We start from the raw sequence: 13,189 nt of genomic DNA on the forward strand, positions 1-13,189 counted from the left end.
CAGGGCTTGAGGAGGTCCCGATCGGGGCCTCCTCAATTCATGTGCGATGCATATTCCGGGGGAGACGTACGCAGAGTTGTTTGCATCGACAAGCGCTCATCGGAATGACGGCCGTCCGCCGTGCCCCGACCGCGGACTCGCCACCCCGTCGAGCGGTGTCCGGTGCTCAGGGCGGGGGTGCCGCACCGCGTGACCGGAAGCCCGGTCGGCGGAATGGCGATTGACCCGCGGTCAACAATTTCCGAACGGCAAAACGCGATCACGCGGAATCGCGCTTCCCCGCCTCGCGCACTCACGCCGACTCAGAGGTAACCCGCCCAGGGGGACCCCTGTTTTATACATTACTCTCGGGGTCCGACAAATACGGTGAGTTGTCTGCGGCAATAGGAAATGCTCGAAAGAGTGGCCATTGGCGGCGATAAGGACACCAGGGGTAGTAGTAATACCGCCCGAAGGTGGTATCAAGTCGACTGGCGGCGCACGAGAATCGTCGGCAGCACTTCCCGGCGGGCCCGGACCGGCTCGTCGCGCAGCAGCCGCAGCAGGTGGTTGACCATGTGGGCCACCTGGTCGTTCGAGTCCTGCTTGATCGTCGTCAGCGGCGGCTCGGTGTGCGGGGCGATCAGCGGGTGGTCGTCGAAGCCCACGACGGCCACGTCGTCCGGCACGCGCCTGCCCGCCTCGCGCAGGGCGTCCAGCGCGCCCGCGGCCATCAGGTCGCTGGCGACGAACGCGGCGTCCAGGTCGGGCACGCGGTCGAGCAGCGCGGCCATCGCCCGCTTGCCGCCCTCGCGGTCGAAGTTGCCGCTCTCGGTCATCAGCGCGGTCACGGCGTCGTCCGCGCCGACGGCCGTCCGCCAGCCTTCGAGGCGGTCGATGGACGAGTACTCGTCGGCCGTGCCCGTGACGCTGACGATCTTCTTGCGCCCCAACGACAACAGGTGCTCGGTCGCGACGACCGCGCCGCCGGTGTTGTCGTTGTCGACCAGGTGCAGGCCGCGCAGCGGACCCCACGGGCGGCCCGCGTAGACGACCGGCAGCGGGAGCTTGCGGGCGATCGACGGCAGCTGGTCGCCCTTGTGCGGCGCGAACAGCAGGGCGCCGTCGACGTGGCCGCCCGCCAGGAAGCGCTCGGCGCGGGCCTGGTCCTCGGGGGAGTGCACCAGCATCAGGACCATCTGCACGTCCGCGGCGGCGAGCGCGCGGGCCGCCGCCCTGATCAGCTGCCCGAAGTGCGGGTCGTCGAAGATCTTCGGTTCCGGCTCGGAGAACACGACCGCGACCGCGTCGGTGCGCCGCGTGACCAGCGAGCGGGCCGCGTGGTTCGGCGTGTAACCGAGCTCCACCACCGCAGCCGTCACCGCTTCGTGCGCCTCGGGACTCACCCTCGGCGAGGAGTTCAGCACCCGCGACGCCGTCGCCCTCGACACGCCCGCTCTCTCGGCGACGTCCTCCAGGGTGGGACGCGCCGCGCGCTGCGGTTGGACGGACACGGGCACCACTCCTCGACGATCGGTGAATCGGCTCAGCTTAGCCGGATCACCCCCGCTCGGGAGCGCTCCCACACCCGACCGTCAGCGAGTCCCACCGATTTGCGCACGCGCCGCGCGGACGGGTGCGCGCAGCGGCGCGGGCGTCGGCGTGATGGACAGCCGCAGCAGTCCGTCCTCCCGCCGCACCGCGGTCTCCAGGCCCGCGCGGGCGGCCGTGCGCACGAGCCCGGTCTCCGAGGGCAGGCACCACGCCACGAGTTCGCGGTACCCCGCCGCACGACCGGTGTCGGCCAGCGCGCACAGCAGCGCCGTGCCCACTCCCCGGTGCTGCCACGCGTCCTCGACGAGCAGGGAGATCTCCGCGCTGTCCGGAGTGGACGTCCGGATCAGCTGGCCCAGCGCCACGACCCGGTCCGCGCACTGCGCCACCACGGTGCTGCCCCGCGGCGGGCTGAGCAGCCGGTGCAGCCAGCGGCGCGGGAGCGTGCGCATCCCGGAGTGGTAGCGGGTGAACAGGGTCCGCATCGAGCACCGCGAGTGCAGGGCCGCCACGGCGTCCTCGTCGTCCGCGCCGCCCGCCCTGAGCACCAGCGCCATGCCGTCCGCGCTGATCAGCGCCGTCGGTCGAGGGGTGGGCGTGCCCGACTCGTCGAGCAGGTCGATCAGCGCCGCCGCTCTGGCCAGTTCGACCTGGGTGAACGGCGACCAGCCGCGCCGCGCCACGACGACCGTGCCGTCACGGGTGAGCAGGCGCGCGTGGTGGCCGGGCTTCTCGTCGGACGGGTCGCCCTCGGCGCCGACGGGCAGCACCACGACCGAGTCCGCGGCCAGCACGGCGCGCAGGGCGTCGCACGCGCTGCCGGGGTGGCGGACCGCGTCGCCCGCCGCGCGCAGGGCCGCCGTCGGGGCGTCGACCAGGTCGTGCACGTCGGCGTTGGTGATGCCGACGCACCGGCCGCCCTCGGCGCGGATCGCCTCGACCAGGTCGGCGGGCAGCAGGCCGGGCGCGGCCCGCACGACGAGTTCGTCGACGACGCCGCCGGGCACCGGGATGACGGACAGCGCGAGCACGTTGCAGTCGCGTTCGGCGAGTCGGATGGTGACCCTGGCGAGCGCGCCGGGACTGTCGTCGAGCTGGACGCGCAGTCGCCAGGTCAGCGGTGTGGTCTTCCCCGTGGACTCCATCGCTCCAGGCTTCCGAGCTCCTGTTGCCGCCGGGGGACGGGCTTGTTTCGACTTCCGCTCAGGGGCCGCAGGTGGGCGGTGGCAGCGGGTTGAGCGGGCTGCACGGCCATTCCCTGGGCTTGGTGGTCGTCGTCGTGGTGGTGGTCTGGGTCGTCGCCACCGGAGGCGCGACGGCCTCGGTCGTCGTGGTCTCGGGGGGCGGCGCGGCGGGGGGAGTGGTGGTCGTCGTGGTCGTGGTCGTCGTCGTGGACGACGGCGGGACGCTGGAACTCGAACCGGTCGACGACGACGGGGGTCTGGACGTGCTCGACGGGGCGTTGGTCATCCAGGTCGACCCCGGCTTCGTCGGATCACCGGCCTGCTGCCCGGAACCGTCGAGGAGCACACCCAGCAGCACACCGGCCAACGCCGATGCCGCGACGGCCGAGCCGCACGCGGCCCAGAGCACTCGCACAGCAAGCTCCTTCGCAGGGATGACCAGAACGTCGTGTGGAGAGGGATTCGTTCGAGACAGTACAGGTGGTTCGACGCCGGATAAATGTGTTGGCTGAACTTAATCGAGCCATTCCAGGTCTGCCTCTGACCCCTGGAAGTCGATGCACCGATCGATCTCCCAGCGCGTGGTTTTCCGCGTCGGCGCGCTGACCGGGAAGAATGGCTCGACGACCACCCCGGCTCCCTTGTCACCGCGCTCGAACCGCCGCGCACCGGCCGACTTTGCGCCCGCGGCCCGTGCGCGGGACGACCCGGCTCGAGTCCTATGCGCACGGTCGGGTGAAATGGCTCCGGGTGCCCGGTTCACGCACCCGGACCGGTGGTCAACGCCTGCCGCGCATCGCGTTCAGGTCTTCCTGGATCCGCGCCAGCCTCTGGTCGACGCTCGCCGTGCCCGCGATCCGCGCCAGCACCAGGCTCGCGCCGGACAGGCCCGCCACCAGCACCGAACCGGTCATGTGCCACGTCGGCGCGTCGCCCGCGCAGGTGAAGACGTCGGTGAACCGGTCGTTGGAGCAGGTCGCGAACGGCACCGCGGCCAGTCCGACGCTCGCGACGGCCACACCCCCGAGCAGCGCCGAGCCGAACGTGCGCATGAGGTCGAACGCGGCGTTGGCCGTGCCCACCGCGGCGATCACGAACAGCAGCGGGACGGGACTCGGGAACGGACCCGCGGCGGCGCAGCCGAGCATGATTGCCCCGACCACCAGTTGGCCGACGGTCGTCTCCGTGCTCGTTCGTGGAACCACCGGGCGACCCTAACCCGATCAGGTGAGCTGATGTCAGAACTTCGTAAGGCCGAAACCGCCCCGTGAGGCACGTCTCCGGTGGTCTCCTCTCGGGGACGGACTGATCGGACGACGAAGGGTGGCGGGCATGTCCCGGCGGGTAGTGGTGAGCGCGGTGGCGGTGGTCCTGGTCGTGGGGGTCGGGGTGGGCTTGGCGCTGTTCCAGCCCTGGCGGCTGATCACCACCCGCACCGCCGACGAGGCCCTGCTGGTCCCACCGTCGACCAGCGCCCCGGCGGCAGGCGCGCCGACGACCACCGGCCCCACGGCCTCCGCGACCTCGTCGACCCCCGAACCCCCGAAGCAACCGGTCGCACTGGCATCGGGACCCTTCCGCTCACTGGAGCACGCGACCACGGGCTCCGCGACGCTGGTGCGGCGAGCCGACGGCGGCCACGTCGTCCAGTTCGAGGCCCTGGACACCAGCGACGGTCCGGACCTCTACGTCTACCTGTCCGACAAGCCGTCCGACTCGGCCGAGAAGGCGTTCGGCAGCGGTTTCACCAGCCTGGGAAAGCTCAAGGCCAACCAGGGCAACCAGGTCTACGAGATCCCGGCGGCCACCGACCTGGACGGCGTGCGCAGCGTCGTGATCTGGTGCCAGCGGTTCTCCGCGGGCTTCGCCGTAGCGCCGCTGGAACAGGCCTGACACGCAGGCGGAACACGGCCGCCTGCGCGGCCCGGATAGGGCCGTTGGACCGTATTGACGTATCTGGTCTAGACCTCATACCGTGGTGTGAGGCACAACTTCCCTTGCCGGCGGACGAGCACAAGCCCCGTCGGCGAGGAGTCGGCTCACTGGGGTGAGCCATCCGCGGGCGGCGGCGCGGGAGACCGCGCCGCCGCACCCGGATGTCCGGTGGGAGACTGTCGGGTGATGCTCACCAGGACCATCGCGATCCACTACGTCCGCGCCGCCCTGCGCGGCGCGCTCCGCGGCGGCCACGACGTGACCCCGGTGCTGGCCGCGGCCGGGATCAGCGGGTCGCTGCTGGCCGACGACCGCGCCAGGGTCACCGCCGAGCAGTACACCCACCTCATCCAGGCGCTGTGGGACCAGCTCGACGACGAGCTGATGGGCTTCGGCCCGAAGCCGAGCAAACGGGGCACCTTCCAGACCATGTGCCTGCTGGCGGTCCACTGCCCGGACCTGGGCGCCGCACTGCGGAGGGGCCTGGACTTCTACGACCTGCTGGACTCCAGGCCTGCCATGTCGCTGGTGGAGGACACCCCGGACACCTTCCGCCTGGAACTGGACCTGTCCGCGGCGGACGACCCGGACCACTTCCTCGCGGAGTCCCTGCTGGTCCTGTGGCACCGCTTCTCCAGCTGGCTGATCGGCAGGCGGATCCCGTTGCGCAGAGTCGACTTCAGCTACCCGGAACCAGCCCACGGCGGCGAGTACCACCTCATCTTCGGCTGTCCGCTGAACTTCAACGCACCGAGGACAGCGCTCAGGTTCGACACCAGGTTCCTCAGGATGCCGGTGGTCCAGGACGAGAGCGCACTGCACCGCTACCTCCGCGCCTCACCGGCGGAGTTGTTGTCCCGCAGGGACTACGGCGCCAACACCGCGGGCCTGGTGAGGCGCATCCTCGGCAACGGGATCTCCGGCGGCCTGCCAGAGGTGGCGGCGAGACTGGGAGTCAGCGCCCCAACGCTGCGCAGAAAACTGGCAGCGGAAGGCACCTCGTTCCGCGAGGTGAGAGAGCAGCTGCTGCGCGACCAGGCGGTCTCAAGCCTGGTGAGGGGCGGCGAATCGGTAGAAGAGCTGGCTCTGAGATTGGGTTTCTCGGAAGCCTCGGCGTTCCACAGGGCGTTCAAACGCTGGACGGGAAGCAGCCCGGGAGCCTACAGAGCAGCCGGCACCTGACCACCGAGAACTCTCACAGGTCCAACGGCACCCAGCCGGCTCCCGGCCAACGGCACCCGGATGTGACCGGCCCCCGGCCCGAACCAACCCCGGACCCACCCCACCACCCACAGCTCTTCCACCCGCACCCCCCGCCCCCGATGCTCTAAGACCCTCGACGCCCCACCCCTTTGTCAAGGCATCTTTCCAGCCTGGACAAAGGGGCGGGGCGTCGAGACACTGCCAAGATCGGGGAGGGAAGATCCCCTAGAACCCCTCCCCCCTCACCACCCGCTCCCGCAGCGAAGCAGGCGGCCGGAACCTCTCCCCGTACGTATCCGCCAGGTAATCAGCCCGCTCCACGAAAGCCCCGAGCCCGTACGAGTTCACGAACTGCAACGTCCCCCCGGACCACGGCGCGAACCCGAACCCGAAGACGCTCCCGATGTTCGCGTCCCGAACACTCGTCAACACCCCCTCGTCCAGGCAGCGCACCGTCTCCAACGCCTGCACGAACAGCAACCGGTCCGCGACGTCCTGCTCGGACACCCCGGCGTCCTCGCGCGAGTACCGCGTCACCAGTTCCGGCCACAGGAACTTCTTCGCGCCCTCCGGGTACTCGTAGAACCCGGCCCCACCGGACTTCCCGGTGCGTCCGAGCCCCACCAGCTCCTCGATCACCGCGAACGCCGGGTGGGCGCCCAGCGCGGCCAACGACGGGTCGTCCGCCAACGTCTGCTCGCGGATCTTCAGCTGCAACGTCAGCGTCACCTCGTCGGACACCGCCAACGGCCCCACGGCCATCCCGGCCCTCTTCGCCACGTTCTCGATCAACGCGGGCCGGACGCCCTCGGCGACCATCGTCACGGCCTCGGTCACGTACGTCCCGAACGTCCGCGACGTGTAGAAGCCCCGGCTGTCGTTCACCACGATCGGCGTCTTCCCGATCTGGAGCACGTAGTCGAACGCCTTCGCCAGCGTCTCGTCCGACGTCTTCTCCCCGCGGATGATCTCCACCAGCCGCATCTTCTGCACCGGCGAGAAGAAGTGCAGCCCGATGAACTTCTCCGCGTCCGACACCGAGGCGGCCAACCCGGTGATCGGCAACGTGGACGTGTTCGACGCGATCACCGCGTCCGGCAGCGCCGCGGCCTCGGCCGCGGGCAGCACCTTCCCCTTCAGCTCGCGGTTCTCGAACACCGCCTCGATGATCAGGTCGCACCCGGCGAGGTCGGCGTCGGAGTCGGTGGGGGTGATCCCCGCGATCCCGGCAGCGCCCCTGGTGGCCGCCTCCAGCGTCACGTCCTTGAGCACGACCTCGATGCCCGCCTTGGCGCTCACCTCGGCGATCCCGGCGCCCATCATCCCCGCGCCGAGCACACCCACCTTGGCGGTCTTCCGGCGCTCCACACCGGACGGTCGCGAACCGCCCGCGTTGATCTCGTTGAGCTGGAACCAGAACGCCGTGATCATGTTCTTGGACACCTGCCCGGAGGCCAGCTCCAGGAAGTACCGCCCCTCGATCTGCAACGCCGTCTCGAAGTCGACCAGCGCACCCTCGACCGCCGCGGCGAGGATCTTCTCCGGCGCGGGGAAAGCGCCGTGGGTCTTCTTCCGCAGCACGGCAGGCGCCGCCGCGAGCAGCGAGTACACGTTCGGGTCCCCGACCCGCACGTCCTTGATCGCGAACCCCGGCTCGTCCCACGGCTGCCGCGGCGCGGGGTTCGCGGCGATCCACGCCCGCGCCTTGGCGATCATGTCGTCCCGGTCGGCCGCCAGCTCGTCCACGAACCCGGCCTGCAACGCCCGCGAGGGCCGCAGCTGCTTGCCCTCCATCAGCAGCGGCAGCGCGGCCTGCAAGCCGAGCAACCGCACCATCCGGGTCACACCCCCGCCGCCCGGCAGCAGCCCGAGGGTGGCCTCGGGCAACCCCAGCCTGATCCGGTCGTCGTCCAGCACCACCCGGTGGTGGCAGGCCAGCGCGATCTCCAGCCCCCCGCCCAGCGCGGCACCGTTGACCGCGGCCACCACCGGCTTCCCCAGCAGCTCCAACCGCCGCAGCTGCGACTTCACCAGCGACACCCCGGCCAGCGCCTCCGACGAGTTCTCCGGCGTGACCTGGATCAGCAGGTTCAGGTCGCCACCGGCGAAGAACGTCTTCTTCGCCGACGTCAGCACCACCCCGGTGATCTCGTCGCGCTCGGCCTCCAGCCGGTCGACCGCGACCCCCATCGCCTCCTGGTACTCGGCGTTCATCACGTTCGCCGACCCGGACATGTCCATCGTCAACGTGACGACGCCCCCGGCGTCCTTCTCGTAGTGCACAGGCATGTCTCAGACCCTCTCGATGATCGTCGCGATACCCATGCCGCCACCGACGCACAGCGTGGCGAGGCCCCGCCGGAGCCCCTGGCGCTCCAGCTCGTCCAGCAGCGTCGACAGGATCATGCAGCCGGTGGCCCCCAGCGGGTGCCCGAGCGCGATGGCCCCGCCGTTCACGTTGATCTTCTCCTCGGGCAGGTCGAGGTCGCGCTGGAACTTCAGCACCACCGACGAGAAAGCCTCGTTGATCTCGAAGAGGTCGATGTCCTCGACCGTCAACCCGGCCCGGTCCAGCGCCTTGCGCGCCGCGGGGGCGGGCCCGGTCAGCATGATCGTCGGCTCGGTGCCGATCACGGCGGTCGCGATGATCCGGGCCCTGGGCGTCAACCCCAGGTCCTTGCCCGCCCGCTCGTTCCCGATCAACATCGCCGCGGCGCCGTCGACGATCTGCGACGAGTTGCCGGGGTGGTGGACGTGGTTGATCCGCTCGACCGACGGGTACCGGTCGATCGCCACCGAGTCGTACCCGAGGTCACCGTGGAACTGGAAGCTCGGCTTCAACCCCGCCAACCGCTCCAGCGTCGTCTCCGGCCGGATCGTCTCGTCGGCCGCCAGCACCAGCGTGCCGTTCTGGTCCACGACCGGCACGATCGACCGGTCGAAGTAGCCCTTCTCCTGCGCGAGCGTCGCCAGCCGGTGCGACCGCACGGCCCACGTGTCGACGGCCGACCGGTCGAAGCCCTCCAGGGTCGCGATCAGGTCCGCGCTCACGCCCTGCGGCACGAAGTTCGTCGCCATGTTGGTCTCGGGGTCCGACGCCCACGCGCCGCCGTCCGAGCCCATCGCCACCCGCGACATCGACTCGACGCCACCGGCGACCACGAGGTCCTCGAACCCGGACGCGACCTTCGCCGCCGCCATGTTCACCGACTCCAGGCCCGACGCGCAGAACCGGTTGAGCTGCACGCCCGCCGTCCGCTGCGCCCAGCCCGCCGCCATCACGGCCGTCCGCGCGATGTCCGAGCCCTGCTCGCCGACCGGCGACACCACGCCGAACACGACGTCGTCGACCGCCGAGGTGTCCAGTGCGTTCCGCTCGGACAGCGCCTTCAGCACCCCGGCGGCCAGCGTGACCGGCTTGACGCTGTGCAGCGACCCGCGCTTTCCCTTGCCGCGCGGCGTCCGCACGGCATCGAAGATCAAGGCTTCGCTCATGTGCTCGACGGTAGGCCCGCGGCGGGGCGTTGCCCATGACCGCGATGGGTGACCGAATAGCTCACTTGAGCGGTCCAGACCACGGCCGCACCAGGTGCGGGACGAGCAGCAACGACATTTTCGCTCACGTTCGGCCCCTCATCGGAAGCTCGATGGTCATGGCAGACCGCGCGGTGCGGTGCTTGGCTGACGGGTATGCCGAAGCGCCGTTCCGCCTGGATGACCGAGGACCTCGACCAGCTCCGCGAGCTGGCCCGCACGTTCATGGCGAAGGAGATGACACCCAACCAGGAGCGCTGGGCGGCGCAGAAGCACGTCGACCGCGACCTGTGGACGAAGGCGGGCGAGGTCGGGCTGCTGTGCCTGTCCATCCCCGAGGAGTACGGCGGGGGCGGGGGCACGTTCGCCCACGAGGCCGTGCTGATCGAGGAGCAGGCGCGCGCGGGCGACAGCGCGTGGGGCAACAGCGTGCACAGCGGCATCGTCGCGCCCTACCTGCTCGCCTACGGCACGGAGGAGCAGAGGCTCCGGTGGCTGCCCAAGCTCGCGAGCGGCGAGTACGTGGGCGCCATCGCGATGTCCGAGCCCGGCGCGGGCTCCGACCTCCAGGGCATCAAGACCAAGGCCGTCCGCGACGGCGACTCCTACGTGCTGAACGGCTCCAAGACCTTCATCACCAACGGCAGCCAGGCCGACCTCGTCGTCGTGGTCGCCAAGACCGACCCGGCCGGAGGAGCGGCGGGCACCTCGCTGCTCGTCGTCGAGACCGCCAAGGCGCCCGGCTTCCGGCGCGGCCGGGTGCTCGACAAGGTCGGCATGAAGGGCCAGGACACCGCCGAGCTGTTCTTCGACGACGTCCGCGTGCCCGCCGCCAACCTGCTCGGCGGCACCGAGGGGCAGGGGTTCGTCCAGCTGATGAACCAGCTCCCGCAGGAGCGGCTGATCATCGCGGTGGCCTCCGTCGCGGGCATCGAGGCGGCGGTCGCGATGACGCTGGAGTACACCAAGGACCGCACCGCGTTCGGCCGTGAGCTGATCAAGTTCCAGAACACCCGGTTCACCCTCGCCGAGTGCGCCACCGAGGCCGCGGTGACCAGGTCGTTCGTCGACGACTGCATCCGCCTGCACCTGGACGGCGAGCTCGACGTCCCCACGGCCGCGATGGCCAAGTGGTGGTCGACCGAGCGCCTGTGCCGGGTCGTGGACGAGTGCGTGCAGCTCTTCGGCGGCTACGGCTACATGACGGAGTACCCGATCGCGCGGGCGTGGGCCGACGCGCGTGTCCAGAAGATCTACGGCGGCACGAACGAGATCATGAAGGAGATCATCGCCCGGTCGCTGTAGTCCGCCGCGACGAGTTCGCCGTAGCAGGGAGAACCCATGAAGCAGGGACCGCTGGCCGGGCTGCGGGTCGTGGAGCTGGCCGGGCTCGCGCCCGCCCCGTTCGGTGCGATGGTGCTGGCCGACCTCGGCGCGGACGTCATCAGGGTGGACCGGATCGGCGGCGACCCCGGCGCCGTGCCGGGCGATCCGCTGGGCCGCGGCAGGCGGTCGGTGGGCATCGACATCCGCACGCCCGAGGGCGCGGCGCTCGTGCTGCGCCTGGTCGACCGGGCCGACGTGCTGGTCGAGGGCTTCCGGCCCGGCGTCACCGAGCGCCTCGGATTCGGCCCGGAGGACGTGGCCGCGGTCAACCCGCGCATCGTGTACGGCCGGATGACCGGCTGGGGCCAGGACGGGCCGCTGGCCGAGCGCGCGGGCCACGACATCAACTACATCGCCCTCTCCGGGGCGCTGGAACCCATCGGCCGGGCCGGTCAGGCGCCGACCGTGCCGCTGAACCTGCTCGGCGACTTCGGCGGCGGTGGCCTGCTGCTCGCGATGGGCGTGCTCGCCGCGCTCTACGAGCGGGAGCGCTCCGGCCGGGGCCAGGTCGTGGACGCGGCGATGGTCGAGGGTGCCGCGCTGCTCACGACGTTCCTGCACGGGATGCGCGCGGCGGGCGGGGAGAAGGGCGAGCGCGGCACGAACCTGCTGGACGGCGGCGCGCCGTTCTACGACGTCTACCGGGCCGCCGACGGCCGGTACGTCAGCATCGGCGCGCTGGAGGACAGGTTCTTCGCCGAACTGGTGGAGGTGCTGGGCCTGGGGGAGCTGCCCAACCGGCACGACCCGGCGAACTGGCCCGACCTGCGCGCCCGCATCGCGGCGGTGGTCGCCACGAGGACCAGGGACGAGTGGGCGGACCTCGCCGCGGGCACCGACGCGTGCCTGGTGCCGGTGCTCGAACCCGGTGAGGCGCCCTCGCACCCGCACAACGTCGCGCGCGGGGTGTTCACCGACGTGGGTGGGACGGCGCTGCCCGCACCCGCTCCCCGGTTCGACCGCACTCCCGCCGGGGCGCCCGAGCCACCCGTGCGGGCCGGAAAACACACGATCGAGGTCTTGGCAGAACTCGGCCTGCCGGACTCGGAGATTACGGAACTGAGTCGGGCCGGAGTAATTGGATGATCGATAAAAGGGCAGCGAAATAGCGCCGGGAAAGAATCACGGCACTGAACTACGGCGATCACGCAGAGTGCTCGTGGAGCACGGCTCGGGAGAGCGGCGGGACCCTCTGGGTGTGCTGATGGTTCGCGAGTACCTCGGTGCGCTAGCTGGGGGGTTGCCGGACGAGACGCCCGTACCCAGGTCATCGTCCGATCCGGACGGCTCCTTGAGCGGCCATTCGGGTGACGCTCGAACCCCCTCGAGCGTCTCAGGGCGCTGATCTCGGGGCGGTTCGAGGACGGCATGCGTGTTCGAGGTTCATCAACCGGGTGAATGGGGGACCATGTCGGGTGACACGGCGTGCTCCCGGCTGTCACGGGGGACCGCCGCACGAACCTGAGCGGACGGAGTGGCTTGACGTGAACACGAAGAAGGTGGTCGTGCTGGCGGCGGTCGCGCTGGTGCTGTTCCTCCTGATCACCCGCCCGGTGGAGTCCGCCGACGCGGTCTCGCAGGTCCTCGCCTGGTTGCGCGAGGGGGCCGAAGCGATCATCACGTTCCTCCGGAGCCTGTTCGGCTAGTCGCCGGGGCCCCGTCCCGGCCCGTTCGACCGGTGTTGCGCGGCCCGCTCCCCGGCGGGCCGCGCGACCCGGTTCCGGACCATCACCCTGGGTGACGTGGCGGCTCGACCGTTGGACCTTATGGGTGGAATAGGGCCTATAACACCCTGGTAACGGGGTTATCGACAAACAAGGGTCTAGCGGTTGGCCGAACCCTTGAATACGGTGCGCTGCATTGGCTGATCTTCGACCCCAGGGAGGCATAAATGGTCGAGGACTCCGGAGTCGACGAACTGCTTAGGCAGTGGGCGGCGGAGCGGTCGGACGACGCCGAGATGCAGGAGGTGAACCGGATCAAGAACGCCTGGCTGGCGGAGGCACCACCCAGCGCGTCGCCGGGGATCCCCTCGCAGCGGGCGAACGGTGGTCCACGTGGAGTGGTGCGGGTCGAGTCGGCCAGCCCCGCGTACGTGGCGGCGATGCGGAGGAGGGCACCCGAGGTGCCCGAGGTCCTCCTGGAGGCGGCGGCGAGCTACTGGCAGCTCGTGGGCGACCTCGCCGAGGCGGAGCAGTGGTGGGACGCGGGCATCAGCCCGTTGGACCAGCGCGCTCTGGACTACCGGGTGGCCGGGCTCCTGCCCGCGGACCTGGGTCGTCGACTCGGCCCGATGACGGTGCTCCAGCACCTGCGTCGGGGTAGTGCGGCAGCGTGGTGCGTCGCCAGGTTGCAGCGGCAACGCCGGGACGGCGTGGCCTAGGACGGTCGGCGGTCCGGATACGGGAGTGGGC

The 13,189-nt window shown here is 70.6% G+C and carries 12 protein-coding genes; 6 read left to right on the plus strand and 6 right to left on the minus strand.

The annotated features are described in order from the left end of the window. Positions 1-461 precede the first annotated feature (461 nt). The 4 genes from VFZ92_RS22645 to VFZ92_RS22660 form a co-directional block, all read right to left on the minus strand. A complete protein-coding gene (locus tag VFZ92_RS22645; protein ID WP_330878014.1) occupies positions 462-1,493 on the minus strand; it encodes a LacI family DNA-binding transcriptional regulator in 1,032 nt (343 codons plus the stop codon). A gap of 81 nt (positions 1,494-1,574) precedes the next feature. After that, complete coding sequence (locus VFZ92_RS22650) at positions 1,575-2,678, minus strand: GNAT family N-acetyltransferase (RefSeq protein ID WP_330878015.1); 1,104 nt, start codon at positions 2,676-2,678, stop codon at positions 1,575-1,577. A gap of 58 nt (positions 2,679-2,736) precedes the next feature. Beyond that, complete coding sequence (locus VFZ92_RS22655; protein WP_330878016.1) at positions 2,737-3,132, minus strand: hypothetical protein; 396 nt, start codon at positions 3,130-3,132, stop codon at positions 2,737-2,739. 364 nt (positions 3,133-3,496) lie between these two features. Next, positions 3,497-3,922 (minus strand): hypothetical protein, encoded by a 426-nt coding sequence (locus VFZ92_RS22660; RefSeq protein WP_330878017.1) that lies wholly within the window; start codon positions 3,920-3,922, stop codon positions 3,497-3,499. Between the two features lie 127 nt (positions 3,923-4,049). Between VFZ92_RS22660 and VFZ92_RS22665 the strand changes: the two genes are divergently transcribed. Both VFZ92_RS22665 and VFZ92_RS22670 read left to right on the plus strand, forming a co-directional pair. After that, positions 4,050-4,610, plus strand: a complete 561-nt coding sequence (locus tag VFZ92_RS22665; protein ID WP_330878018.1) for a DM13 domain-containing protein — start codon at positions 4,050-4,052, stop codon at positions 4,608-4,610. A gap of 228 nt (positions 4,611-4,838) precedes the next feature. Continuing rightward, a complete protein-coding gene (locus tag VFZ92_RS22670; RefSeq protein WP_330878019.1) occupies positions 4,839-5,834 on the plus strand; it encodes an AraC family transcriptional regulator in 996 nt (331 codons plus the stop codon). Between the two features lie 246 nt (positions 5,835-6,080). On the opposite strand, the gene VFZ92_RS22675 is transcribed toward VFZ92_RS22670, so the two are convergent. Together VFZ92_RS22675 and VFZ92_RS22680 are read right to left on the minus strand one after the other, a co-directional pair. Further along, on the minus strand, positions 6,081-8,144 hold the full coding sequence (locus tag VFZ92_RS22675) for a 3-hydroxyacyl-CoA dehydrogenase NAD-binding domain-containing protein (protein ID WP_330878020.1): 2,064 nt from the start codon (positions 8,142-8,144) through the stop codon (positions 6,081-6,083). A gap of 3 nt (positions 8,145-8,147) precedes the next feature. Then, positions 8,148-9,350 (minus strand): acetyl-CoA C-acetyltransferase, encoded by a 1,203-nt coding sequence (locus tag VFZ92_RS22680; RefSeq protein ID WP_330878021.1) that lies wholly within the window; start codon positions 9,348-9,350, stop codon positions 8,148-8,150. A gap of 195 nt (positions 9,351-9,545) precedes the next feature. Here VFZ92_RS22680 and VFZ92_RS22685 point away from each other — a divergent pair, with 195 nt between their 5' ends. The 4 genes from VFZ92_RS22685 to VFZ92_RS22700 all read left to right on the plus strand — a co-directional run bounded on the left by VFZ92_RS22685 (position 9,546) and on the right by VFZ92_RS22700 (position 13,158). Continuing rightward, positions 9,546-10,694: an acyl-CoA dehydrogenase family protein gene (locus VFZ92_RS22685; RefSeq protein ID WP_330878022.1), complete on the plus strand. Its 1,149-nt coding sequence runs from the start codon at positions 9,546-9,548 to the stop codon at positions 10,692-10,694. A gap of 36 nt (positions 10,695-10,730) precedes the next feature. Continuing rightward, positions 10,731-11,861, plus strand: coding sequence for a CaiB/BaiF CoA-transferase family protein (locus VFZ92_RS22690; RefSeq protein WP_330878023.1), 1,131 nt, complete (start codon positions 10,731-10,733; stop codon positions 11,859-11,861). 398 nt (positions 11,862-12,259) lie between these two features. After that, positions 12,260-12,421, plus strand: a complete 162-nt coding sequence (locus VFZ92_RS22695) for a hypothetical protein (protein ID WP_330878024.1) — start codon at positions 12,260-12,262, stop codon at positions 12,419-12,421. A gap of 245 nt (positions 12,422-12,666) precedes the next feature. Beyond that, complete coding sequence (locus tag VFZ92_RS22700; protein WP_259623720.1) at positions 12,667-13,158, plus strand: helix-turn-helix transcriptional regulator; 492 nt, start codon at positions 12,667-12,669, stop codon at positions 13,156-13,158. Positions 13,159-13,189 lie beyond the last annotated feature (31 nt).

Origin of the sequence: Umezawaea sp. (assembly GCF_036375055.1) — a bacterium.
GTDB lineage: Bacteria > Actinomycetota > Actinomycetes > Mycobacteriales > Pseudonocardiaceae > Umezawaea.